This window comes from Streptomyces sp. NPDC048291, assembly GCF_043201715.1.
GTDB lineage: Bacteria > Actinomycetota > Actinomycetes > Streptomycetales > Streptomycetaceae > Streptomyces.
The window spans coordinates 583,579-607,065 of sequence record NZ_JBICZC010000002.1 but is presented as its reverse complement, the minus strand read 5'-3'; the positions used below and the strand labels follow the sequence as shown (position 1 = coordinate 607,065).

General features: G+C 71.5%; 20 protein-coding genes, 1 tRNA gene and 1 pseudogene. 16 read left to right on the top strand and 6 right to left on the bottom strand.

What is annotated here, in order from left to right:
- Window positions 1–71: 71 nt before the first annotated feature.
- Together ACGF5O_RS07010 and ACGF5O_RS07005 are read right to left on the bottom strand one after the other, a co-directional pair.
- Window positions 72–572, bottom strand: coding sequence for a heme-degrading domain-containing protein (locus tag ACGF5O_RS07010; RefSeq protein ID WP_393808853.1), 501 nt, complete (start codon window positions 570–572; stop codon window positions 72–74).
- Window positions 572–1,651, bottom strand: a complete 1,080-nt coding sequence (locus ACGF5O_RS07005; RefSeq protein ID WP_393808852.1) for a Gfo/Idh/MocA family oxidoreductase — start codon at window positions 1,649–1,651, stop codon at window positions 572–574. The genes ACGF5O_RS07010 and ACGF5O_RS07005 overlap by 1 nt, the downstream gene beginning before the upstream one ends.
- A 195-nt stretch (window positions 1,652–1,846) precedes the next feature.
- On the opposite strand from ACGF5O_RS07005, the gene ACGF5O_RS07000 reads away from it, so the two are divergent.
- The 15 genes from ACGF5O_RS07000 (at window position 1,847) to ACGF5O_RS06930 (ending at window position 16,399) form a co-directional block, all read left to right on the top strand.
- Window positions 1,847–2,902 carry an ROK family protein gene (locus tag ACGF5O_RS07000; RefSeq protein ID WP_393808851.1) on the top strand — a complete coding sequence of 352 codons (1,056 nt, stop codon included), beginning with the start codon at window positions 1,847–1,849 and terminating at the stop codon, window positions 2,900–2,902.
- Between the two features lie 353 nt (window positions 2,903–3,255).
- On the top strand, window positions 3,256–4,290 hold the full coding sequence (locus tag ACGF5O_RS06995; RefSeq protein WP_393808850.1) for a hypothetical protein: 1,035 nt from the start codon (window positions 3,256–3,258) through the stop codon (window positions 4,288–4,290).
- A gap of 88 nt (window positions 4,291–4,378) precedes the next feature.
- Window positions 4,379–5,137: a GntR family transcriptional regulator gene (locus ACGF5O_RS06990; RefSeq protein WP_393808849.1), complete on the top strand. Its 759-nt coding sequence runs from the start codon at window positions 4,379–4,381 to the stop codon at window positions 5,135–5,137.
- A 138-nt stretch (window positions 5,138–5,275) separates the two neighbouring features.
- On the top strand, window positions 5,276–6,400 hold the full coding sequence (locus tag ACGF5O_RS06985) for a TIGR03364 family FAD-dependent oxidoreductase (protein ID WP_393808848.1): 1,125 nt from the start codon (window positions 5,276–5,278) through the stop codon (window positions 6,398–6,400).
- A 6-nt stretch (window positions 6,401–6,406) separates the two neighbouring features.
- On the top strand, window positions 6,407–7,084 hold the full coding sequence (locus ACGF5O_RS06980; RefSeq protein ID WP_393808847.1) for a phosphonatase-like hydrolase: 678 nt from the start codon (window positions 6,407–6,409) through the stop codon (window positions 7,082–7,084).
- A complete protein-coding gene (locus ACGF5O_RS06975) occupies window positions 7,081–8,178 on the top strand; it encodes an ABC transporter ATP-binding protein (RefSeq protein ID WP_393808846.1) in 1,098 nt (365 codons plus the stop codon). Before ACGF5O_RS06980 ends, ACGF5O_RS06975 begins: the two co-directional genes overlap by 4 nt.
- 67 nt (window positions 8,179–8,245) lie before the next feature.
- Complete coding sequence (locus ACGF5O_RS06970; protein WP_393808845.1) at window positions 8,246–9,007, top strand: 2-aminoethylphosphonate ABC transporter permease subunit; 762 nt, start codon at window positions 8,246–8,248, stop codon at window positions 9,005–9,007.
- Window positions 8,994–9,791 (top strand): ABC transporter permease, encoded by a 798-nt coding sequence (locus ACGF5O_RS06965; protein ID WP_393808844.1) that lies wholly within the window; start codon window positions 8,994–8,996, stop codon window positions 9,789–9,791. Before ACGF5O_RS06970 ends, ACGF5O_RS06965 begins: the two co-directional genes overlap by 14 nt.
- Before the next feature lie 65 nt (window positions 9,792–9,856).
- Complete coding sequence (locus ACGF5O_RS06960) at window positions 9,857–10,912, top strand: 2-aminoethylphosphonate ABC transporter substrate-binding protein (protein WP_393808843.1); 1,056 nt, start codon at window positions 9,857–9,859, stop codon at window positions 10,910–10,912.
- Between the two features lie 193 nt (window positions 10,913–11,105).
- Window positions 11,106–11,237 carry a hypothetical protein gene (locus ACGF5O_RS06955; RefSeq protein WP_393808842.1) on the top strand — a complete coding sequence of 44 codons (132 nt, stop codon included), beginning with the start codon at window positions 11,106–11,108 and terminating at the stop codon, window positions 11,235–11,237.
- A 91-nt stretch (window positions 11,238–11,328) separates the two neighbouring features.
- Complete coding sequence (locus ACGF5O_RS06950; RefSeq protein ID WP_362586635.1) at window positions 11,329–12,108, top strand: HAD-IIA family hydrolase; 780 nt, start codon at window positions 11,329–11,331, stop codon at window positions 12,106–12,108.
- 103 nt (window positions 12,109–12,211) lie between these two features.
- Complete coding sequence (locus ACGF5O_RS06945) at window positions 12,212–12,760, top strand: hypothetical protein (RefSeq protein ID WP_393808841.1); 549 nt, start codon at window positions 12,212–12,214, stop codon at window positions 12,758–12,760.
- A 13-nt stretch (window positions 12,761–12,773) separates the two neighbouring features.
- Entirely contained in the window at window positions 12,774–13,445 is a 672-nt protein-coding gene (locus ACGF5O_RS06940; RefSeq protein ID WP_393808840.1) for a class F sortase, read from the top strand.
- A 359-nt stretch (window positions 13,446–13,804) separates the two neighbouring features.
- Complete coding sequence (locus tag ACGF5O_RS06935) at window positions 13,805–14,833, top strand: glycoside hydrolase family 6 protein (protein ID WP_393808839.1); 1,029 nt, start codon at window positions 13,805–13,807, stop codon at window positions 14,831–14,833.
- Between the two features lie 447 nt (window positions 14,834–15,280).
- Window positions 15,281–16,399 (top strand): FAD-dependent oxidoreductase, encoded by a 1,119-nt coding sequence (locus tag ACGF5O_RS06930; protein WP_393808838.1) that lies wholly within the window; start codon window positions 15,281–15,283, stop codon window positions 16,397–16,399.
- Window positions 16,400–16,430: 31 nt separating this feature from the next.
- Here ACGF5O_RS06930 and ACGF5O_RS06925 read toward each other — a convergent pair.
- The 4 genes and pseudogenes from ACGF5O_RS06925 to ACGF5O_RS06910 form a co-directional block, all read right to left on the bottom strand.
- Window positions 16,431–17,372: pseudogene (locus ACGF5O_RS06925) on the bottom strand (transposase).
- Between the two features lie 152 nt (window positions 17,373–17,524).
- Entirely contained in the window at window positions 17,525–19,462 is a 1,938-nt protein-coding gene (locus tag ACGF5O_RS06920; protein WP_393808837.1) for a galactose oxidase-like domain-containing protein, read from the bottom strand.
- The gene (locus ACGF5O_RS06915) at window positions 19,459–21,450 is read right to left on the bottom strand and encodes a glycosyltransferase family 2 protein (protein ID WP_393808836.1); all 1,992 of its coding nucleotides are present in this window, start codon (window positions 21,448–21,450) and stop codon (window positions 19,459–19,461) included. Before ACGF5O_RS06915 ends, ACGF5O_RS06920 begins: the two co-directional genes overlap by 4 nt.
- 470 nt (window positions 21,451–21,920) lie before the next feature.
- Window positions 21,921–21,994: transfer RNA gene (locus ACGF5O_RS06910), tRNA-Lys, on the bottom strand.
- A gap of 186 nt (window positions 21,995–22,180) precedes the next feature.
- Here ACGF5O_RS06910 and ACGF5O_RS06905 point away from each other — a divergent pair.
- Window positions 22,181–23,479: a peptidoglycan-binding protein gene (locus tag ACGF5O_RS06905; protein ID WP_393808835.1), complete on the top strand. Its 1,299-nt coding sequence runs from the start codon at window positions 22,181–22,183 to the stop codon at window positions 23,477–23,479.
- Window positions 23,480–23,487 lie beyond the last annotated feature (8 nt).

Sequence of the window (23,487 nt, the reverse complement as noted above, 5' to 3'; positions counted from 1 at the left end):
GCAGTTCCTCCCCCAGTCTTCGACCGGGGGTACCCCCAGCGCCCCTGACGGGGCGCTGTAGTCGGCGGCGTTTACAGCTTCAGGAACTTCTCCAGTGCTTCCACCACGAGGCGGTGGTCCTGGAGTTGGGGGAGGCCCGAGACCGTCACCGAGCCGATGACGCCGGCGTTCTCCACGGTGATCGGGAAGGAGCCGCCGTGGGCCGCGTACTCGTCCGGGTCGAGGCGGGAGGACTCCTCGAAGGTCGTGCCCTTGGCGCGGCAGCGGGCGCCGACCAGGTAGGAGGCCGAGCCGTAGCGCTCGACGACGCGGCGCTTGCGGGTGATCCAGGCGTCGTTGTCGGGGGTGGAGCCGGGCAGGGCCGCGTGGAAGAGCTGCTGGCCGCCGCGGTGGATGTCGATGGCGACGGGGGCCTGCCGCTCCCGGGCCATCTCCACCAGCAGGGAGCCGAGCGCCCACGCGTCGTCGTAGGTGAACTGCCGGAACACCAGGCGGCGTTCCTGCTTCTCCAACTCCTCCACGGGCGGAGTGAGTTCGGGAGCGGTCCTCGGGGTGAGCTGCGGGTGGTGCATCAGAGGGTCACCGTCACCTTGTCTCGTGCCGAACGGCGGGCTGCTTCCAGGACGTCCAGGGCGGCGGCCGCCTCCAGCGCGGTCACCGGGTTGGGGCCCTCGCCCCGCAGGGCCCGGGCCACGGCCGCGTAGTACGCGGGGTAGTCGCCGGGGAGGGTGGGGACGGTACGGCCGCCGCCGGTGACCGGGGACTCCCCGGCGCCGATCCGGCCGTACAGCGACTCGGGCTCCTCGCCCCAGGCGGCCGAGGTGCCCGGGCGCTCGCCCTTGCGCAGGGCGTCCTCCTGCGGGTCCAGGCCGTACTTGACGTAACCGGCCTTCGAGCCCAGCACCCTGAAGCGCGGGCCGAGTTGGGCCGTCGTCGCCGAGGCGTAGAGGTGGGAGCGGACGCCGTTCGCGTGCGTGACGGCGATGAAGGTGTCGTCGTCCGTCTCGGCGCCGGCCCGGCGGATCACCGCCTCGGCGTACACCGCGGTGGCGGGGCCGAAGAGGACCAGGGCCTGGTCGACGACGTGGCTGCCGAGGTCGTAGAGGAGACCTCCGATCTCTGCCGGGTCGCCGGACTCGCGCCAGCCGCCCTTGGGCTGCGGACGCCAGCGCTCGAAGCGGGACTCGAAGCGCCAGGCGTCGCCGAGCTCGCCGTCCGCCAGCAGCTTGCGGAGCGTCAGGAAGTCGTTGTCCCAGCGGCGGTTCTGGAAGACCGAGAGCAGCAGACCGCGCTCCTCGGCGAGGGCGGCCAGCTCGCGCGCCTCGGCCGCGGTGCCGGCGACCGGCTTGTCGACCACGACCGGGAGGCCCGCCTTGAGTGCGGTCGTCGCCAGCGGGACGTGCGTCCGGTTCGGGGACGCGATGACGACCAGGTCGAGCTCGGCGGTCCGGTCGAACAGCTCCTCGGGGGTGGCGACCGTCCGGACGTCCGGGAACTCCGCCTCGGCCTGCGCCTGCCGCTCGGGGTTCGAGGTGACCACCGTGTCCAGGGCGAGGCCCTCGGCGGCGGCGATCAGGGGGGCGTGGAAGACGGATCCCGCGAGGCCGTAGCCGATGAGGCCGACGCGGAGGGGAGTGGCAGCAGCTGTCATGCGTCCTACTTTGGCAACGCTGTTGCCAAAGTGCAAGTGGGAGGGAGAATGAGTGGCGTGAACAGGACGAGGAGCGGGCGGCCGGGTGTGGCCGACGGGCGCGCGGGTGTGGCCGGCGGTCGGCCGGGTGTGGCCGGCGGTCGGCCCGGTGCGGGCGGCGGTCGGCCGGGGGCGGTCGGGGCGAACCTGCCGGCCATGCGCAGCCACAACAGCGCGCTGGTGCTGGACCTGCTGCGTACGGCGGGGGAGGACGGCATCAGCCGGCTCGAACTGGCCGAGCGGACCGGGCTCACCCCGCAGGCGGTCAGCAAGATCACCGCCCGGCTGCGGGAGGACGGCCTCGCCGTGGAGGCCGGGCGGCGCGCGTCCACCGGCGGCAAGCCGGCCACCGTGCTGCGGCTGGTGCCGGATGCCGGGCACGCGGTGGGGATCCAGCTCGACCGGGACGAACTGCGGGCGGTGCTCGTCGACCTCGACGGCACGGTGGTCGCGGAGCGGCAGGAGGCGGTGGACCTGGGGGCCGGGTCGGACGCCGTCCTCGGCGCGGTCGTGGAGCTGGCCGGGGAACTGGCCGAGCGCGGCGGCGACACCCTGCTCGGGGTCGGGGTCGGGGCGCCGGGGCCGCTCGACCACAGCCACGGGGTGCTGCACCGGGTCACCGGGTTCCCCGAGTGGGACGGCTTCCCGCTGCGGGACGCGCTCGCGGAGCGGCTCGGCGTGCCGGTCGTCGTCGACAAGGACAGCAACGCGGCGGCCCTCGGACTCGCCGTCGGCGGCGAGGGCGGCTCCTTCGCCTGCCTGCTCCTCGGTACGGGGCTGGGCGCCGGCCTGGTGATCGGCGACACCGTGCACCGGGGGGCGCGGACCGGGGCCGGGGAGTTCGGGCACCAGGTCGTCCAGCTCGACGGGCCGCCCTGCCACTGCGGCAACCGCGGCTGCATCGAGGCGCTGTGCCTGGCGGCGGTGGCCCGCGGCGACGTGGCCGAGGCGGCGCGCGTCCTCGGCGTCGGCGCCGCGAACCTGGCCGGCCTGCTCGACATCGACCTCGTGCTGCTCGGCGGCCGCACGATCGCCGCCGCGCCCGAGCCCTTCGTACGGGGGGTCGCCGCCGTCCTCGACGCCCACACCCGGCGGGAGGGCAGCCTGCGCACGGCCGTCCCCGTCCGCCTCGCTCCCGGCGGTGGCCGGGGCGTCGCGGAGGGCGCGGCCCAACTGCTCCTCGCCCCGCTGTTCGGTCGCGCCGACGGCTGACGAGGGAGAGGGACGGGGTGCGTTGTGAGCGCAGGTGGCGCAGTCCCCCCAGGGGCGCGGGGAACTGCGCGACCAGCCCCCACCGGCCCGCAGGTGCCCACCGGCCGTCCGGCACCGCCGAAATCCACCGTCGTGGTTGATCGCCGCCGCGGCGGGGTGAGGAAGAGCGACGGGGCGAGGAGGAGCGGTGGGTTCGGCGCGCAGGCGACGGTGAACCGGGTGCGGGGTGCGGGGTGCGGGGTGCGGGGTGCGGGGTGCGGGGTGCGGGGCGACGGCTGATCGGGCGGACTATTGGTTCGGGCGCGGAGTGGCGTTCGGCGGACCCCGCTTCCGGGCGGCAGAGTCACCTGTCCATGCGCATGCGACTGAGCACTCCCCTGTCCCTCTGCCTGGCCGCCGCAGCCGCCGTACTCGTCCCCGCCCCACTGGCGACGGCCGCCCCCGCCGTCGCCGAGGCGTCCTGCGCGGGCGCCGACCAGCAGGGCTTCCCCCTCACCACCCGCCTCCACGACGGCCCCTCGTCCTACGAGCCCGGCGGCGGCTTCGGCACCTGGTACCTCGACCTCACCAACACCACCGGCCGCACCTGCGCCGCCATCCACCCGGTCGTCGTCCTCGTCGACGACAAGAAGGCCCTCAAGCCGTCCCAGACCGAGCTGGAGTTCTACGACGGTCCGCGCACCCGGCCGGTCCCGCTGACGGAGACCGACGAGTCCGAGCTGGTCGGCGTCTTCGAGGGGACCGGCTTCCCGGGGCTCACCGTGGCGCCCGGGGCGACCGTCTCGGTCAAGGTGCGGCTCGCCGTCACCTCCGACGCGGTGCGCGACGGGGTCACGGCCAACGCGGCCGTCGTGCAGCGGCAGGGGTCGGACGGCGAGTGGGTCGGCGAGTCGAACGACTACCGCTTCGGCATCGGCGGCGAGGCACCGCCGCTGCCACCCGCGAGCGTCGCGCCCGCCGCCCCCGCCGTCCCCGCGGTCCCTTCCGGCGGCTCCTCGCAGGTCGTCCCGGAGACATCCCCGGAGACATCCCCGGGGGCATCCGCAGGGACCGGCCCCGACAGCAGCCCGGAGGCGAGCCCGGGAGCCACCCCCGAGGGCACCCCCGCCGCCTCCCCCGGCGGCAGCGCCCCGCCCCGCACCGACGAGGCCGGCGGAAACCGGGACGGCCGCCGCGAAGGCCGGGACGGCCGGGAGGCCTGGGACCGTCGCAGGGAGGCCTGGGAGAACCGGGGCGCCTGGGGGGCAGGGGGACCCTGGGAGGCCGGGGAGCGCGCCCGCGAACTGGCCCGCACCGGCCTCGGCCTGGCCCACGGGCTGTTCACGGCCTCCGCCGCCCTCCTCGCCGTAGGGGCGAGCGCCTTCCTGCTGGCCCGCCGGCGGCGGTGACCGCGGTCGTGTGACAGCGGTGACCGCGGTCGGGCGCCGACGGTGCCCCCTGTCCGGCCGTACGGGCCCCGTCTGCGACGATCCCTGCGTGGACTACCCGAACGACCAGGCCCCCGGTGCCCCCGTCCGCTCCGGCATCCCGGAGCACGGCCGCATCCCGAAGTACTACGCGGTGAAGGCGCGGATCGATCAGCTCGTCGGCGCGCTGGGGGAGGGCAGCGTCATCCCCACCGAGCGCGACCTTTCGGAGGAGTACGGGGTCGCCCGCGAGACCGTCCGGCAGGCGCTGCGCGAGCTGGTGCTGGAGGGCAAGCTGCGCCGGCAGGGCCGCGGCACGGTCGTCGCGGGGCCCAAGCTGGAGCAGCCGCTCTCCCTCGCCAGCTACACCGAAGGCGTACGGCGGCAGGGCCGCACCCCCGGCCGGAGCCTCGTCACCCTCGACCGGTTCCCCTGCCCGGCCGCCCTCGCCGCCGAGACCGGCCTGGAGCGCGGCGAACCCGTCTGGCACCTGGAGCGCGTGCTGCTCGCCGACGACGAGCGGGTCGGCCTGGAGAGCACGTACGTCGCCGTCGCCCGGGTCCCGCACCTCGACACCGACTTCCACCCCGACTCCTCCTTCTACGGCTACCTGCACGACAAGGGCATCGCCTTCGGGGACGCCGACGAACGCATCGAGACCGTGCTGGCCACCCCGCGCGAGGCCCTCCTGATCGGCACCCCGCCGGCCCTTCCCATGCTGCTGATCCACCGGGTGTCACGGGACACCGGGGGACGGCCGCTGGAGCGGGTGCGGTCGCTGTACCGGGGGGACCGGTTCTCGTTCTCGGCCCACCTCGGCGGCGGATAACGGCCGATTTCACCCGCTTCTGATCGCGCTCGGATGTCACGAAAGGATAACGGGTCTAGCCCAAACGTGATGACCAGTTCACGCTCTCGTTGTCAGCCGGACCTTTCCGGTTCCCCAGTCGCGAGGAGCGTGGCCGTCGTGAGAGTGACAGTCGTCGGAGCAGGCGTGGTGGGCACCATGCACGCCTGGCAGGCAATGGAACGCGGCCACGAGGTCGTGCAGATCGAGCGCGAGGCCGAGGCCCGCGGCGCCTCGCTGCGCAACTTCGGGCAGATCTGGGTGAGCGGGCGCGCGGGCGGAACGGAGCTCGAAACCGCCCTGCGGGCAAGGGAGTTGTGGGAGGAGATCGGTGGCCGGGTGCCCGCGCTCGGCTTCCGGGCCAACGGGTCGCTGACCCCGGTGCGAGGCGCGTACGAACTCGCCGTCGCCGAGGCCGCCGTGGCCCGCGACGACGCGGCCGCCCGCGGCCACAAGCTGCTGACCCCCGCCGAGGCCCGCGCCCTCAACCCCGCCCTGCGCGGAGCCTTCGACGCGGCCCTCTACTGCGAACGGGACGCGGCCGTCGAACCCCGCACCGCCCAGCTCGCCCTCCGCGCCGAGCTGCTCAAGTCCCCGAACTACACCTTCCTGCCGGGCCGGGAGGTCCGCGAGGTGACCGGCGCGGGCACGGTCCGCGACGACCACGGCGACGTCCACCGGGCCGACGCCGTCGTCCTGTGCACCGGCGCCTGGCTCGGCGGCCTGGTCCGCGAACTGGCCGGGCCCGACCTGCCGGTACGCCGCGTCCGCCTCCAGATGATGCAGACCGACCCGCTCGGCGAAGCGCTCCCCACCTCGGTCGCCGACGCCGACAGCTTCCGCTACTACCCGGCGTACGCCTCCCCGGCCCTGGACGAGCTCAACGCCCGCCTGCCGCAGGCGCCCACCGCGCGGGAGCACCGCATGCAACTGCTCATGGTGCAGCGCGCCGACGGCGGCCTCACCATCGGCGACACCCACGAGTACGAGCACCCCTTCGCCTTCGACACCGTCGAGGAGCCGTACGAGCACCTCACCGGCGTCGTCGAGGCCCTCCTCGGCCGGCCGCTGCCGCGCGTCCGGCACCGCTGGGCCGGGGTGTACGCCCAGTGCACCGACCCCTCGCGGGTCGTGCACCGGCAGCAGGTGGCCGACGGGGTGTGGCTGGTCACCGGGCCCGGCGGGCGCGGCATGACCTGCTCGCCCGCGATAGCCGAACAGACCGCACAGCAGTTGGGCTGGTGACCACAGATGACCACGAACAAGACCGACGGCATCCGGCTCGTCGTGCTCGACATGGCCGGTACGACCGTCGCGGACGGCGGCCTCGTCGAGCAGGCGTTCACCGCTGCCGCCCGCCACCTGGGTGCCGACCCCGACCGGATGATCGACTACGTCCGCGCCACCATGGGCGAGTCCAAGATCTCCGTCTTCCGGCACCTGTTCGGGGAGGAGGGCCTGGCCCAGGAGGCCAACAAGGCCTTCGAGGCGGCCTACGCCGAACTCGTCGACGGGGGCAGGGTCGAGGCGCTGCCCGGGGCGCGCGAGACCATCGAGGAACTGCGGCGGCAGGGCCGTACGGTCGTGCTGACCACCGGTTTCGCCCGCGCGACCCAGGACGCGATCCTCGCCGCCCTCGGCTGGCGGGACCTGGTCCCGCTCACCCTGTGCCCGGCCGACGCCGGGGGCCGCGGGCGGCCCTACCCCGACATGGTCCTGACGGCGTTCCTGCGGACGCGGGCCGCCGACGGGGTCGGGCAGGTCGCCGTCGTCGGCGACACCTCGTACGACATGCTCAGCGGGGTGCGCGCGGGGGCGGGGCTGGTCGCCGGCGTCCTGACCGGGGCGCACGACGCGGATGCCCTGCGGGCGGCCGGGGCGCACCGGGTGCTGGCGTCGGTGGCCGACCTGCCGGGAGCGCTCGCATGAGCAGCGGGACCGGCGGTGGGATCAGCGGCGGCACCAGCGGCGGTATCCGGTTCGAGTCGGTGAGCGTCGCCTACGACGGGAACGCCGGCAGCCTCGCTCTCGAATCCCTCGACCTCACCGTCGGGCCCGGCGAGGTGATGGCCCTGCTCGGGCCGTCCGGCTCCGGCAAGACCACCGCGCTGCGGGCGGTCGCCGGGTTCGTACGGCCCGTCTCCGGGCGGGTGTTCCTCGGCGACCGGGACGTCACCGACCTGCCGCCCCACCGGCGGGGGATCGGGATGGTGGTGCAGCAGTACGCGCTGTTCCCGCACATGCGGGTCGCCGACAACGTGGCCTTCGGGCTGCGGGCGCGCAGGACGGCCAAGGACGAGATCCGGGAACGGGTCGCCGAGGCCCTGGAGATGACCGGGATGGCGGCGTACGCGCGCCGCTATCCGCGGGAGCTGTCCGGCGGCCAGCAGCAACGGGTGGCCATCGCGCGGGCGTTGGCCATCCGGCCCGGCGTACTCCTCCTCGACGAACCGCTGTCGGCGCTGGACGCGCAGCTGCGGTCCGGGATGCTGGCGGAACTGGCCCGGTTGCACCGGGAGTTGCCGGACGTGTCCATCCTGTACGTCACCCACGACCAGGTCGAGGCGCTGACGCTGGCCGACCGGATCGCCGTCATGGACAGGGCGCGGCTACGGGCGTGCGGGACGCCGACGGAGCTCTACCGGGCGCCGGCCGACGAGTTCACGGCGTCCTTCGTGGGCGGGGCGAACCTGCTGCCGGTGACCGTGGGGGCGGGGGGTGTCGACTTCGCGGGGGTCGGGGTGAAGGTGGACACGGCGGGGGCCGTGTCCGGGGCCCGGGCGACCTTGTGCGTACGGCCGCACCTGGTGGGGCTGGGGCAGGGGCCCAACCAGCTTGTGGGTGTCGTGAAGGACATCCAGTGGCGGGGGGCCACGCATCGGCTGTACGTCGAGGTGGGCGGGCATGAGGTGATGGCCGATCTGCGGGAGTTGCGGGATCCGCCGGGGTTCGGGGACGACGTGGCGTTGCACTTCGCGCCGGAGGACGCGGTGTTGCTGCCTGCGGGGGTTGGCCGTGGGTGAGGTTGTGACTCGGCCGCGGGCCGGTGGGGGGCGTTCGCGCAGTTCCCCGCGCCCCTTTAGGTGGGCGGTGGTGCCGCCTGTTGCATTGCTTGCCGTCTTCTTTCTCTATCCGCTCGCCCTCGTCGTCCAGCAGTCCGTGCACCCCGATACCGGTGGGACCTCGTTCCAGCCGTATGTCGACGTGTTCGGCTCGGAGTCGTTCCGTAACGCGCTGTGGACCACCGTGTGGATCGCCGTCTCCTCCACCGCCGGATGCATGGTCCTCGGGTTCGGGCTCGCGCTGGTCATCGCGTTCGTGCCGTTTCCCGGGGCGAAGGGGGTGGCGCGGTTCGTCGACGTCTACCTCTCCTTCCCGTCGTTCCTCATCACGCTCGCGCTGCTCTTCATCTACGGCACGACCGGGATCGTCGGGTCGTTCCAGTTCCTGACCACGCCCTGGGGGGTGCTGCTCGCCGAGGTCACCTACTTCACGCCGTTCGTGATGCGGCCGCTGCTCGCCGCGTTCTCGCAGGTGGACACCGCGCAGATCGAGGCGGCGTCGAGTCTCGGGGCGCGGGCGCCGCGGATCGTGGCGCGGGTGATCCTGCCGGAGGTGCTGCCCGCGCTGGCGGCCGGCGGGAGTCTGGTGCTGGTGCTCTGCCTGAACGAGTTCGGGATCGTGCTCTTCACGGGGGCCAAGGGCGTGACCACCCTGCCGATGCTCGTCTACAGCAAGGCGATCCTGGAGTCCGACTACCCGGGCGCCTGTGTCGTCGCCGTCGTCAACGTCCTGATCTCCGTGGGTCTCTACGGCCTCTACCGGGTGGTGAGCCGTCGTGCTGGTGCATAGCCGCGGGGCCAGGTGGGCGGTGTGGGCGGTGTTCGTCGTCCTCTTCGTGCCGCTCTTCGCCCTGCCCCTCCTCGTCGTCCTCGGCGCCTCCTTCGCCACCCACTGGTCCGGCGTGCTGCCCTCGGGGGCGACGGTGGCCAACTTCCGGTCCGCCACCCGCGGCGACGCCCTGGAGGCGCTCACCACCAGCCTCGTCACGGCCGTCACCGCGAGTCTGCTCGCGCTGGCCGTCGGCACCTGGGCCGCGCTCGCCGCGGCCGGGCTGGGGAAGCGGCAACGGCGGGTCGTCGACGCCCTGTTCGTGCTGCCGGTCGCCGTGCCGTCGGTCGTGGTCGGGCTGTCGCTGCTGGTGGCCTTCTCCAGGCCGCCGATGCTGCTCAACGGCACCCGGTGGATCGTGATCCTCGCCCACACCGTGCTGGTGACGGCCTTCGCCTACCAGTCCGTGTCGGCCGCCATCACCCGTCTCGACCCCGCCTACGAGCAGGCCGCCGCCTCCCTCGGCGCCGGGCCGGCGTATGTGCTGTGGCGGGTCCGGCTGCCGCTGCTGCTGCCCTCGCTCACCGCCGCCGCGGGGCTCTGCTTCGCCCTCTCCATGGGTGAGCTGAGCGCCACGATGATGCTCTATCCGCCCGACTGGACCCCGCTTCCGGTCCTGATCTACTCGGCCACCGACCGCGGCGCCCTGTTCGCCGGCTCCGCGCTCGCGGTGGTCCTGATGACGGCGACCCTGCTCGTCCTGTTCGCCGTCTCCCGCGTCCGCAACAGAGCCTCGTACCGCTGATCCGTCGAAGCCCCTCCTCACATCCGCCTTCCCAGCCAGGAGTTCATCTCGCCATGCCCAGAACCATGTCCAGAAACACGCTCAAGATCGCCGTAGCCGTCTCCCTCCTCGCCACCCCGCTGCTCTCCGCCTGCGGCGGCTCCTCGGCCGCCGCCGACGAGAAGGCCGTCACCGTCTACAGCGCCGACGGTCTCAAGGGCGAGAACAACGACGGCTGGTACGACAAGGTCTTCGCCGACTTCACCAAGCAGACCGGCATCAAGGTCAAGTACGTCGAGGGCGGTTCCGGCGAGGTGGTGCAGCGGGCCCTGCGGGAGAAGAGTAACCCGCAGGCCGACGTGCTGGTCACGCTCCCGCCGTTCATCCAGCAGGCCGACAGCAAGGGGCTGTTGCAGAAGTACCGGCCCGAGGGATCGGCGCAGGTCGGCGGCGCCGACAAGGGCGCCGACGGCACCTGGACCTCCGTCGTCAACAACTACTTCGGCTTCGTCTACAACAAGAAGGAGCTGAAGCAGGCGCCCACGACGTGGGAGGAGCTGCTCGACGGCACGTACAAGAACAAGCTCCAGTACTCCACACCCGGTGTCGCCGGTGACGGAACCGCCGTGCTGATCAAGGCGATCCACGACTTCGGCGGCGAGAAGCAGGCGCTGGAGTACCTCGGCAAACTCCAGGCCAACAACGTCGGCCCGTCCGCCTCCACCGGCAAGCTCGCCCCCAAGGTCGACAAGGGCGAACTGCTGGTCGCCAACGGCGACGTCCAGATGAACTTCGCCCAGGCCAAGACCATGCCGAACCTCGGCATCTGGTTCCCGGCGGCCCAGGGCGGCAAGCCCACCACCTTCGCGCTGCCCTACGCGGCCGGCCTGCTCACCGGGGCCCCGCACACCGGGAACGGCAAGAAGCTCCTCGACTTCATGCTCGCGCGGAAGCAGCAGGAGGAGGTCAGCTCGATCGGCGGCGGGTTCACCGCCCGCACCGACGTCAAGGCCACCGACGCCAACGCCGCCGCGCTGACCGAACTCATGGACGGCGTCGACGTGTTCACGCCGGACTGGAACGACATCGACAAGAACCTGACGTCGTACGTGGACGCCTGGAAGTCCGCGACCGGCAGCTGAGCGCCCTCCGGACCACCGAGCACGACCGCGACGCCCCTGGCACCACCGGGGGCGTCGCCATGCCCGCGCGCCCCTCTCCCACGGAGGTCTCCGTGTCGTACGGAGCCTGACCGGCACCTTCGACTCCACCCTGGTCAGCCCCGCCCACCCGGTCACCGGCGGACGCACCGCCACCCTCACCCACACCGCCGACGTGCCCTCGCGGACCGAGACCGTCACCCTCCGGATCCCCGCCGGAGCGACCTCCGCCAGGGTCCGTTTCCGGTACACGGGCGGCAACAACCGGTACTGGGTGATCGACGGGGTCGGAGTCACGCAGTCCTGATTAGGCTGGGGGCGTCGGTACGCCGTGGTTCCGGCGCCCCCAGCTCAAGCAAGACCGCATGCACGCATCCGCACGCCAGGAGACGCACCACATGGCAGAGCGCAAGCCCATCGAGTCGTGGCTCACCGACATGGACGGGGTTCTCATCCACGAAGGGGTCCCGATCCCCGGAGCGGACGCCTTCCTGAAGAAGCTGCGGGAGTCCGGACGGCCCTTCCTGGTGCTCACCAACAACTCCATCTACACCGCCCGTGACCTGCACGCACGGCTGCGGCGGATGGGGCTCGACGTGCCGGTGGAGAACATCTGGACCTCGGCGCTGGCCACCGCCCAGTTCCTGCACGACCAGCGGCCCGGCGGCAGCGCCTTCGTCATCGGCGAGGCCGGCCTGACCACCGCCCTGCACGACGTCGGGTACATCCTCACCGACCACGAGCCCGACTTCGTCATCCTCGGCGAGACCCGCACCTACTCCTTCGAGGCACTGACCAAGGCCGTACGGCTGATCAACGACGGCGCCCGGTTCATCGCCACCAACCCCGACAACGTCGGCCCGTCCGTGGAGGGCGACCTGCCCGCCACCGGCTCGGTCGCCGCGCTGATCACCGCCGCGACCGGCAAGAAGCCGTACTTCGTCGGCAAGCCCAACCCGCTGATGATGAGGGCGGGCCTCAACGCGATCGGCGCCCACTCGGAGACCTCCGCGATGATCGGCGACCGCATGGACACCGACGTCCTCGCGGGCCTGGAGGCCGGGATGCGCACCTTCCTGGTGCTGTCCGGCGTCACCCAGCCGGACGACGTCGACCGCTACCCCTTCCGGCCCTCCGAGACCGTGGACTCGATCGCGGACCTCGTCGACCGGATCTGAACCGGTTCAGGACCCGAGACCACCCGTACGGAGCAAGAAGGCGCCCCCAGAGGATGCGGGGGCGCCCCGTGCGGGGGAGCCTCCAGATATCTGGAGGTTCACGATGGGCTCAATTCCCCTCACTCTCGGTGCCGGACTCCTGGTCTGTGCCGCCGGCCTCGCCCCGGCGGTCGCCCTCGCGGCGGACGGCCGGGGCGTCGCCGTGACCCCTGCTTCCCCGTCCGCCGGATCCGTGGTGGCGCTGCGGGCGAGCGGCTGCTCCGGTACGACCGGCACCGCCGTCTCGACGGCCTTCGTCTCGGACGCCCGCCTCGGCGGCACCGGCGGCGACCTGACCGGCCAGGCCCAGGTCCGCTCCACGGCCGGCGCCGGCACCTACACCGTGCAGGTCAGCTGCGGCGGCTCCGCCGTCACCGGCAGCGTCACCGTCGTACGGGAGTCCTCGGCGCAGCAGGACACGCCCGGCGTGCTGCCCGCCTCGCCATTCGCGCCCGTGCACGCGGGCGGCGGCGGCACCGCTCCGCTCGCCTCGGTGGACGCCCGCTCGGCCGGTCCCGGCACCGCGCAGGCGGTCACCGGTCTGGTTCTCGCCGCTTTCGCCGCGGTCGCCGTCGGACTGCTGAGCGCCCGCCGCCGGCACGGCTCGCGCTGAGGACGGGAGCACGATGTCCGACGACACCGAACGTTCCCCCGGCACCGGACGGCTGCTGACCGGGGTGGCCTGGGCGGTCCTGCTGCTCGGGCTGTGGCTGTGGGGCCGCGGGGTGACCGAGATACCCGACGCCGTGACGGGGCCCACCACGGGGGACGTGGCCGCCGTCGGCCGCCCGCCCTCGGATCCCGAACTCCCGCCCGCCGCCAAGCCGTTGGCCTCGGCCGTGCCCGAGCGCCTCGACATACCGGACCTGGGCGTGCAGGCCCCCGTGGTCGTCCGCGGCCTCGACGGGGACGGCGGGGTCGATCCGCCGCCCTTCGACCAGCCCGGCGTGGTCGGCTGGTACGGCTCCGGGACCGACCCCGGCGCGGCCGGCACCGCGGTCCTGGTCGGGCACGTCGACACCGAGACCCGGCCCGCCGTCTTCTACAAGATCAGCGCGATGCGCCCCGGCGAGACGATCCGCGTGGTCCGCGCCGACAACACGGTCGCCGAGTTCACCGTCGACGACGTCCGGGTCCTGCCCCGCGACCACTTCGACGCCCAACAGGCCTACGGCACGCGGGAGTCGGGCCGCGCCGAGCTCCGCCTGATCACCTGCGGCGGCACCTTCGACCGGACGACCGACAGCTACACGGCGAACGTGGTCGTCTCGGCGTACCTCACGGGCACCGCCGTATAGAACCGTGGCGCCGCACCCACCTGTCGCCCGGTCGACGGCCTGCTCCCCTGAGACCGCCGACCGGGCCGGTCCTCGACCGCGCGCGCTCGGGCTGCGGGAGTAGCCCGGCGTCAGGCGCGGGAGGCTGGGAAGGGCGGGCCGGTGTCCGGGCCGCCCGCAAGCGACTCTAGAGGGCAACCGGCGCCCGGGCCTAGGTTCGCGCCCGCCAAGCCTCCCGCCGTACCCCGCCGACTCGCCCGCCGACTCGCCCGTCAACGAGGGCTGTAACAGCTCACCGACAAGGGTTGGGCGATCTCGTGGCGAGTGCGGTGGGTATGTCACGATTGGGCTCTGGCCAAGTGCACCCAGGGGGGAATTGGATGTACGACAGCAGGGGGGCCCGCTCGGCGGCCCGAGCCGGGGCACTGGGGGCGGCGCTGCTGCTCGCCGGGTGCTCCTCGGGCGGCGGCGGAGCCGGGGACAAGCCGGCCGCGAGTCCGCAGGCGGCGATCACCCAACAGCCCAAGGAGGCCGACCCGTTCTGGGTGAACCCGGACTCCAACGCGGCCCGCCAGGTGAAGGCCTACGCGAAGGCGGGCAAGGACTCCGACGCCGAGCAGATCCGCAAGATAGCGGCACAGCCGACCGGCGAGTGGATCGGCCCGGAGAACCCGGAGCAGGAGGCGCGCGGCTTCACCGAGGCCGCCCAGAAGTCCGACCGCACGGCCCTCCTGGTCCTCTACGACATCCCGCACCGCGACTGCGGCCAGTACAGCCAGGGCGGCGCGGCCGACGGCGACGCCTACCGGGCGTGGATCGACGGGGTCGCCCGGGGCATCCAGGACCGTCCCGCCACGGTGATCCTCGAACCGGACGCCGTCCTGCACATGGTCGACGGCTGCACACAGTCCCAGTTCCAGGAGGAGCGCTACAGCCTCCTGAACTACGCGGTCGGCAAGCTCAAGTCCCTCAAGTCCACCAAGGTCTACCTGGACGCCGGCAACGCCGGCTGGGGCCACCCCGACCAGATCTACCGCCCCCTCCAGCAGGCGGGCATCGCCCAGGCGGACGGCTTCGCCGTCAACGTCTCCAACTTCTACTCCACCCAGGACTCCATCACCTACGGCAAGCAGCTCTCGGCAAAGGTCGGCAGCAAACACTTCGTCATCGACACCAGCCGAAACGGCAACGGCCCGTACGCAGGCGGCGATCCGGAGGAGCGCTGGTGCAACCCGCCGGGCCGGTCCCTGGGGGAGACCCCGACGACGAAGACGGCCGACCCCTCGGTCGACGCCTACCTGTGGGTCAAACGCCCCGGCGAATCCGACGGCACCTGCAAGGGCGGCCCCCAGGCAGGAAATTGGTGGCCCACCTACGCCTTGAAACTGGCGCAGGGATCAACCCCCTAGTGCTGTGACCGGGAAGGTTCGCCGGGCGGTCGTTCCGGCCGTTGTATGTGCGGCGACGTCCGCTCCTACAGCTGGGTGTGTGGACAAGCCTGTTGTCAGCCGGTGAAGCATCGCTCACAGCGCCGAACAGTTCACTGTTCGCAACATGCCTGGATGGCCCCGGCCCGGTGGCCAGGTGTCCGGTCAGCACCCGGAATGTCAGCCCGCACCCGCCGCCCGCGTCAAGCAGCTCGCTGGCAGCTCTCGGTGATGTGCTCGCGGGTGAGCGCGTCTGCCTGTACGCCGCTTTGACATGCGCGTCCGTGGTGTCGGTGTGCTGTCGGTGGTCTGTCGGCTGTCGGTGACGGTTGTCGCTGAGGCGTCGGCGCTTTGTCGGCGGGGTCTGGAACGTTCTGTGGAGGTCCTGCCGGGGGGCATCCGGCAGGCATGAACACGCGAGGAATCACTATGAGCACTCACGTCACGATCATCGGCGCAGGACTCGGCGGTCTCACACTCGCTCGTGTCCTGCACGTCCACGGAATCCCGTCCACGGTCTACGAGGCGGAGCCTTCCCCGACGGCGCGCACGCAGGGCGGGCTGCTCGACATCCGCGACTACAACGGCCAACTGGCCTTGCGGATCGCCGGTTTGATGGACGAGTTCCGCGGCATCGTCCTGGAGGGACGTCAGGCGATGCGGGTCCTGGACCGGGACGGGAAGATCCTCTTCGACCTGCCGGACGACGGTACGGGTGGCAGCCCCGAGGTCCTGCGTGGCGAGTTGCGGCAGATGCTGCTCGACTCGCTCCCGGCCGGCACTGTCCGATGGGGGCGCAAGGTCAGCGGTGTCCGTGCCCTCGGCGACGGCCGCCATGAGGTGGCCTTCGCCGACGGCGCCACCGTCACCACGAGCCTGCTGGTGGGCGCGGACGGCGCCTGGTCGAGGGTCCGGCCGTTGCTGTCCGATGCGGCCCCCGAGTACATCGGCATCTCGTTCGTCGAGACCTACCTGTTCGGCGGCGACACCCGGCACCCGGCCAACGCGAAGACCCTCGGCGCCGGAGCAACCATGGTGCTTGAGCCGGGAAAGGGAATCATGGCGCACCGGGAGCGCGACGGGAACTTCCACACCTGGGTGATGCTTGCCAGGCGGCAGGACTGGTTCACCGGCATCGACTTCACCAGTCCCCCCGCGGCCACCGCGCGGATCGTGCGGGAGTTCGATGGCTGGGCACCGGAGCTCACCGCGCTGATCACCGACGGTGAGACCGCACCGGTCCTGCGCACCCTCCATACCCTGCCCGTCGAGCACCGGTGGGACCGGGTGCCGGGGGTGACCCTGATAGGCGACGCCGCCCACCTCACGGGCCCGAACGGCGAAGGCGCCAACCTGGCCATGTACGACGGCGCCGAACTCGGCAAGGCCATCGCCGCACACCCCGACGACATCGAGACCGCGCTCACCGCATACGAGCAGGCCATGTTCCCCCGCAGCGCCGCATCCGCCGCTGAAGCCCCCGATCTCCACGAGATCCTGGGCGACGGCACACCCCACAACCTGATCACCAGGTTCGCCGGGAGCTGAGCGTTCTGACCGCAGGGGTTCGCCGGGTTGTTCAGGCAACTGCAGCGGTGAGGAGGCGTCCGCCCCAGCGGATGCCCTTCTCGCTGCGGATGCGGGTGCGTTCTCTGCGCTCGGCGGCCAGGACGTCGCGGTGGCGGGCGTCGGCGTTGCGCCACCGCAGGTAGGCGTGCAGGGCCCGCGTCTGCACGGGATGGTTGGGGTGGTGGGAGTTGGCGATGGTGAACTGCCGCAGCGGTCCGAAGTGGGCCTCAATCGGGTTGGCCCAGGACGCATAGGTCGGGGTGAAGCACAGGTTGACCTTGTTCTTCTTCGCCCAGCGACGGATGTCGGCGACTTCGTGGGCGGACAGGTTGTCCAGGATGAGACAGATCGGGGCGCCGTCGGGGCGGGCGGCCCGGATCGACTTCAGCGCGGCCAGAGTGTTCGCGGCACCCTTCTTGAGGCGGTTGACGCCCCAGAGGGTGTCGTCGCCGATCGGGTAGCACCCGTGGAAGTGGCGGACCCCGTGGGTGCGGTGGTAGGTCGCGGGATGCCGCTCGGGCCGGCCCTGCCCGGCCCGGCGGTGGGCCGGATACCGAGCGGCCCGAACTCGTCGAACGCAAAGACACGGTCCGGGAAACGCTCCAGCACCTCCTCGATGCGGTCCAGCTTGGCGTCGCGCTCCGGATCGGGCGATTCCTTCCACGTCCTGGTCCGCTGGAAGGTGACGCCGCGGCGGGCGAGCAGGCACCGTAACGCCTCGCGGCCGATCCGGATGACACGGCCGTGGACTTTCCGCGGGTAGACGGCGAGTTGTGTCCTCACCGGCCTGCACCAGCTTCGCGGTCACCGGCACCCGGTTCCCGCCGGCCGCGGCCAGCAGCATCACCGCGCGCCGGTAACGCACCGAACTGGTGCTGCCCCGGCGCACGATCTGCTGCAGCTTCCGCCCCTCCTGGTCGGTCAGTCTGCGCACACGGACAGGCTGTGCCACCAAACCCCCAGCAGTCGGACCGGACATCACCGCACATCCAACGGCCTGGACGAACGCCACAGAGAACCTTCCCGGTCAGAGCACCAGGGGCGCGGGGAACTGCGCGACCAGCCACAGCGCTCCCGCACCCGAAACCCGAACCCGCGGGAGCGCTAGGGCACCTTCACCCACTGCGCCTTGCTCGGCGTCCCCTGATCGTCATCCACGAAAATCATGTACCACCCCGAAGGAACCAGGTTCCGGTTCTCCGGCACGGTCACGGTGACCTTGTTCCCCGACGTCTTGAAGGCCAGCGCCACGCTCCGCTGGTCCACGTCCGTCACATGCGTGGTCGCACTCGGCCGTATCAACCGCACCTTCTTGACGGACGAAGCGTGCCGCGAGGTGAACGTCCCCGTCCCGCCCCGCGCGATCGTCTGCGGCCCCCCGCTCAGCGACGGCCGGGAGTCCCGGTACAGGTACGGCGGCGTGTAGATCTCGATCCGCTGCTCGAAGACCCCCGGCTTGGTGTCGGCCTTGTCCGCGAACAGCGGGTTGGAGCCGAAGAACATGACCCGCCCGTCCGGCAGCAGGATCGACCCGGAGTGGTAGTCGCGCCCCACCAGAGGATCGGCCACCCTCCGGAAGGAGTTCGTCGCGGTGTCGTAGATCCGCGCCTGCCTGATGTCCGAGGCGCCGCGCCCCCGGTAGTCCTCGGAGCCGCCGGACACCAGCACGCTGTCGTCCGGCAGTACCGAGATCTGCGGATACCGTGTCCCCTTCTCCAGCGAGGGGCCGTCGACGAACCTCGGGTTCGGGTCCTTCAGGTCGATCAGCCGCGTCCGCTTCGTGGACAGCGCGGACTCGCCGACCCCGCCACCCCCCACCACCAGGTACTTCTCGTCCTGCGCCGGCGGCAGCAGCACCGTCCCCGACGTCTCCAGCATGTTCGGGTCGCTGAGCCCGGGCAGCTTGGTGAACCCGTTGGTGTCGACGTCCCAGATGCCGGGGTCCCGGCCGACGTCGTCCGGTCCGTACCCGGCGTTGGAACCGGAGTAGAAGAGCTTGCCGTTCTCCAGCAGGAACAGCGCGGGGTAGGTCGGGAACTGGCGCTTGTACTTCGTGTACGTCCAGGTCTTCGTCGCCGGGTCGAAGACCTCGTTCTTGCCGGGCACCAGCTGCCCGATGTCGTCGAGCCCGGAGACACTGAGGATCTTCCCGTCGGACAGGGTCGTCAGCGTCGGATACCAGCGGGCCTCGTTCATCGGGTCGACCTTGATGTACTTCTCGGCGACCGGATCGAATTCGTAGGCGTTCTTGATGCCCTCGAAGTCCCGCTTGTCCATGCCGAGCTTGTTGGCGATGCCGTAGGTGTTGCGGGCGTCGGCGCCGGCCAGACCCTCGATGCTGTAGTTGTCCTGGGTGCCGGTCTCGTACTTCGTGCCCTGCCTGGGCGCCTCCACGACGACCCGGGCGTAACCGGGGTTGTTCCGCAGGAACCTGCCGGTCTTGCTGTCGAAGACCTTGGTCGCGCGCGGGATCAGCGCCGAGTCGTCGGAGACGAACGTCTTGCCGTTCTGCTTGCCGGTGAACCGGGTGCCCTTGGGCAGGGTCATCGGTTTGTCCGGGTTCTCGTTGTAGAGGATCATGACGCCGCCGGCCTTCTTGACGTCGCCCTTGAGCTTCTCGTACTGCTTGGTGCCGCCCGCGATCAGGATGTTGCCGTTGGCGAGCTGGGTGTGGCCGGTGCAGAACAGGTCGGCCGGGGTGGGCACCTTCCTGATCGTGCCCTTGACCGGGTCCCAGATCCGGCTGTCGTAGATCTTCGCGTCGAAGTTGTCCTGGTTGTTGCCCGAGCCCGCGACCAGCAGCACCTTTCCGGTGTGCAGGAGTACCGCGTGGATGGTGTCCTGGCGGTACTCCTTCGGGAACTCGATGATGTCCCAGTGCCCGTTCGAGGCCTTGTACTCCGGTCTGTTGATCTTGTACTGGTGGTACCGGTCGGTCCCGAAGCGGTACAGCCACGGCCCGTTCATGCCTGCCAGGGCGAGCACGACCACCGTGGTGATCGCGAGCCGGCGGGCCCGGCGACGGCCGGCGCTGTCGTTCATTCCTCACGACCTCCCGGCCCGCGGCGGGCGCCGAGCCCGCCGTGTCCGCCCGGTCCGCCGAGAGCGATCCGCAGGGTCTGCTCCACGGGGGTGCCGGCGGGCGGCGTCCAGGTCGGCCGCTGCTGCGGTGCGTGTCCCGCGGGCCGGTACCCGGCCGGCACCGCGTCCTCCGGCTCGGCCGACGGCTCGGGCGCCCTGCTCTCCGTCCGCAGGGTGTACTGCCAGGCGAGGATCGGGGCCGCCGTGATCAGCAGCGCCAGTGTCGCCCAGGTCAGCATCGCCGGCTGCGAGTGGCCGCCGAGGAAGCCGGCGGTGAGCGAGCCGCCGAAGACCAGGATGAAGAACCAGTGGATGCGGAAGGTCCCGAAGAGGGTGTCGGGGCTCGCCGACTCGCCCTTCGGGGTGACCACGAACTTGCTCCTGCGGCGCAGGACGGCGTCCATGAGCGAGCGGGCGTAGATGGGTGCGGAGAGGGCCGACATCACCATGCCGGCCACGCCGCCGGAGCCCTCCGGCTCGTGCGGGGAGACGTTGTGCCGGCGGTTCCAGATGTAGAGGCCGATCTGGAGCGCGGAGGCGTTGCCGTAGAGCATCAGCCACACGGCGGGGTCGATGTTCACGCCCGAGGCGCCCAGGCCCAGGAACAGCGCGCAGCTCAGCGCGGCCAGTATCCAGTTGAGGGCCGACATCGGGTAGAAGATGATCATCATCGTGTAGTTGAAGAGCTTGCCGGGACCGAGGCTGAACAGGCCCTTCCAGTACTGCTTGAGGATCGTCTCGTACGTGCCCCGGGACCAGCGCAGCTGCTGGGTGAAGAAGTCGGTCCAGGCGTTCGGGCCCTCGCCGACCGCGAGTACGTCCGGGGTGTAGACCGAGCGCCACTTCCTCCCCGTCGCCGGGTTCTTCGCGCGGTGCATCTCGAAGCCGGTCGCCATGTCCTCGGTGATCGAGTCGTACAGGCCGCCGATCTGCCTGATCGCCCTGATCCGTACGGCGTTGGAGGTGCCGACGAACATGGGGGCGCCGTAGCGGTTGCCGGCGCGCTGGATCAGGGCGTGGAAGAGGAACTGCTGGGACTCGGCGGCCTTGGTGACGAAGGTGTCGTAGTTGCCGTAGACCTGCGGGCCGATGACGAAGCCGACGTCCGGGTCGCGGAAGTAACCCAGCATCCGCTCCAGGTAGTTGGGGAGCGGGACGTGGTCGGTGTCGACGGAGGCGAAGAAGTCGTACTCGTCGCCGTGCGCCTCCAGCCAGGCGTTGTAGTTGCCGTGCTTGGTCTTCGCGCGGTGCGGGCCCTTCGGCCGGTTCCACTTCTCGACGCCCTTGCGGGTGAAGTGGTGCACGCCCAGGCGCGCGCAGACCTCCTTCACCTCCGGGTCGTCGCCCTCGTCGAGCAGCCAGACGTGCAGCAGGCCCCGGTGGCGCAGCCGGACGGCCGCCTCCAGGGTCCGGGTGACCATGTCGAGGGGTTCCTTGCCGGGCACGAACGTGGTGATGAAGGCGACCCGGGTGCCGGTCTCCGGGATCACCGGGACCGGGTCGCGGGCGACCAGGGTGGCGTGCGCGTTGGACAGCACGTTCATGCAGCGGAAGAACTCGATCAGGCCGATCGACACCAGCATCACGATGTCGAGGGCCGGGAGAAAGTCGTACGCCGGGTAGTCCCGCTGGGTCCAGTGCTCGGGCTGCAGCAGCCAGGCCAGCAGGACCAGCGAGAGCAGCGGGGCCGCGCCCAGCATCAGCGCGGCGCGCACGCGGTGCGGTTCCTGGGAGAGCAGCGAGCGGTACTGCACGGTGTACGGCCGGCCCGGGTCGGGCTGGGTGAGGGGGCCCGCGAGCCGGCTGTAGTGCTCGTAGTCGTATCTGGGCAGGGTCTTCTTTATGCGGCCCAGGGCGGCGGCGGTGCGGTGCGCGGGCACCCGGAGCTGTGTGGTCCGTGACGGGTCGTAGTCCTGTTCCTGCCGGGCGCCCATCGGCGTCGACGTCATGAGTCATCCCCCCACACGCAGATCAGCGCGTGTTTCATCGATCCCAGAGCCCGCTCGGATCCCCCTCGACCCTGCCGGGCGTCAATGGCGGTGCACAGTCTTCCCACAGAGAATGGACACGGACCGTGACCGTCCGGTTGCGTGGTGCCCCCCTCGGCACCGATTCACGATCGGGGCCCCTCAACCCCGCAGATCTGGCAACCGGCTATCTACCCCCCAAGTGCCGCGAAACACCGGCACTTTGGACATCCAGGGTTCTACGGTGCACGGCATGATCGCAAGAGCGAAACACGGTGTTTACCGGTCATAGGCGTTCATTGTGGAGCGTGTGGGGATTGTGTGGATCGGTCGTGTCGGTTGTTGACATAAAGGGGCAAGGGGCGGCAGAGAGTACCGAAGTCGCCTCGCGTGACCGACGGGGTATACGCCGGAAGGCCCCCCGCTGCTGCGGAGGGCCTTCCCGGTGTCTGTGCGCCGCCAGGGACTCGAACCCCGGACCCGCTGATTAAGAGTCAGCTGCTCTAACCAACTGAGCTAGCGGCGCCTGCTGACATCGAGAACTCTACCGGACGGCGAACCGTGCTCCCGACCATCGGCCACCAGGGCGATCCCCGTCCGCCCTCTGCCGTACATCATTCGGACCGTCAGCATGCGCACCGGGGCCACAGTTGGGAAACTGATCAACGTGCACAGTCCCGGACATATCAACATGAAGTGTGAGGGGAATCGCATGGCGGCCCCGGTCTTCGAGGAATTCGACCCCACGACCACCTGCGAATGCCCCGGATGCGTCCACTGGCGGCGGGTGAGCCCCTCCCCGCTGCCCGGCCGCTTCGGCGGGCACCCGGCGGCGCGCAGCGTCCTGGTCGTGGCCGCCGCGTCCGCCGCCCTCGCCGCGGGCGCCCCGGCCGCCGCCGCCCACAGCGCCCCGCCCGCCCCGCACCGGTCCGCCGCTCCGGTGGACCCCGAGCCCCAGACCCCGCAGGGCACCAAGTCCCCCCTGCATGGGCCGGACGGCAAGCCCGTCAAGGGCCCGGTCACCACGCCGCCCATCACCCGCACGCAGATCATCAACCGGGCCAAGACCTGGGTCACCGCCAAGGTGCCGTACAGCATGACCCTCTACTGGACGGACGGATACCGGCAGGACTGCTCCGGCTACGTCTCCATGGCCTGGGGGCTGACCGGCAACGAGTGGACCGGCAGCCTCGACCAGTTCGGCACGAAGATCACCAAGGAGGAGCTCCAGCCCGGCGACATGCTGCTCTTCCACAACCCGGACGACCCCGAGAAGGGCTCCCACGTCGTGCTCTTCGGCGGCTGGACGGACTACACGCACACCTCCTACACGGTGTACGAGCAGACGCCCCCGCACGCCCGCAGCCAGGCCACGCCCTACGCCTACTGGACCAACTCCGCCAAGTACGTCCCCTACCGCTACAAGGGCCTGATCGCGGACCCGGCCACGCCCGGCGCCCAGGCCGCGAAGACGTCGGTGCCGTATCCGGGGGCGGCCTACTTCGGGCCCGGCGCCCACAACAAGTACGTCACCCTCCTCGGACAGCTGCTGGTCGCCCGGGGGGCCGGCGGCTACTACGCCAAGGGCCCGGGGCCGGTCTGGGGCACCGCGGACCAGCGGGCCACCCAGGCCTTCCAGAAGGCCCAGGGCTGGACCGGCGCCGCCGCCGACGGCCTGCCGGGACCGGGCACCTGGGAACTCCTCGCCACCGGCAGGGGCAGGAACATCAAGTCCGCCACCACGGCCCCGTCCGCCCCCGCCTCGCACGGGGTCCCGGGCTACCCGGGCAAGAACTTCTTCCGCCCGGGCGCCGCCAACGACTATGTCACCCGGCTCGGCGGACAGCTGGTCAAGAAGGGGTACGGCCGTTTCTACCCCGCCGGCCCGCACGCCGCCTGGGGCGAGGCGGACCGCAGGGCCGTCGAGGCGTTCCAGCGCGCCCAGGGCTGGCGCGGCGGCGCGGCCGACGGCTACCCGGGGCCGGAGACCTGGCGCCGCCTGTTCCTGTGACGGTCCCG

Bases quoted from the DNA above. Each gene is read 5' to 3' on its own strand.
- ACGF5O_RS07010 (WP_393808853.1), bottom strand. From the start codon at position 572: ATGCACCACCCGCAGCTCACCCCGAGGACCGCTCCCGAACTCACTCCG.
- ACGF5O_RS07005 (WP_393808852.1), bottom strand. From the start codon at position 1,651: ATGACAGCTGCTGCCACTCCCCTCCGCGTCGGCCTCATCGGCTACGGC.
- ACGF5O_RS07000 (WP_393808851.1), top strand. From the start codon at position 1,847: ATGCGCAGCCACAACAGCGCGCTGGTGCTGGACCTGCTGCGTACGGCG.
- ACGF5O_RS06995 (WP_393808850.1), top strand. From the start codon at position 3,256: ATGCGCATGCGACTGAGCACTCCCCTGTCCCTCTGCCTGGCCGCCGCA.
- ACGF5O_RS06980 (WP_393808847.1), top strand. From the start codon at position 6,407: ATGACCACGAACAAGACCGACGGCATCCGGCTCGTCGTGCTCGACATG.
- ACGF5O_RS06975 (WP_393808846.1), top strand. From the start codon at position 7,081: ATGAGCAGCGGGACCGGCGGTGGGATCAGCGGCGGCACCAGCGGCGGT.
- ACGF5O_RS06960 (WP_393808843.1), top strand. From the start codon at position 9,857: ATGTCCAGAAACACGCTCAAGATCGCCGTAGCCGTCTCCCTCCTCGCC.
- ACGF5O_RS06950 (WP_362586635.1), top strand. From the start codon at position 11,329: ATGGCAGAGCGCAAGCCCATCGAGTCGTGGCTCACCGACATGGACGGG.
- ACGF5O_RS06945 (WP_393808841.1), top strand. From the start codon at position 12,212: ATGGGCTCAATTCCCCTCACTCTCGGTGCCGGACTCCTGGTCTGTGCC.
- ACGF5O_RS06940 (WP_393808840.1), top strand. From the start codon at position 12,774: ATGTCCGACGACACCGAACGTTCCCCCGGCACCGGACGGCTGCTGACC.
- ACGF5O_RS06935 (WP_393808839.1), top strand. From the start codon at position 13,805: ATGTACGACAGCAGGGGGGCCCGCTCGGCGGCCCGAGCCGGGGCACTG.
- ACGF5O_RS06930 (WP_393808838.1), top strand. From the start codon at position 15,281: ATGAGCACTCACGTCACGATCATCGGCGCAGGACTCGGCGGTCTCACA.
- ACGF5O_RS06920 (WP_393808837.1), bottom strand. From the start codon at position 19,462: ATGAACGACAGCGCCGGCCGTCGCCGGGCCCGCCGGCTCGCGATCACC.
- ACGF5O_RS06915 (WP_393808836.1), bottom strand. From the start codon at position 21,450: ATGACGTCGACGCCGATGGGCGCCCGGCAGGAACAGGACTACGACCCG.
- ACGF5O_RS06905 (WP_393808835.1), top strand. From the start codon at position 22,181: ATGGCGGCCCCGGTCTTCGAGGAATTCGACCCCACGACCACCTGCGAA.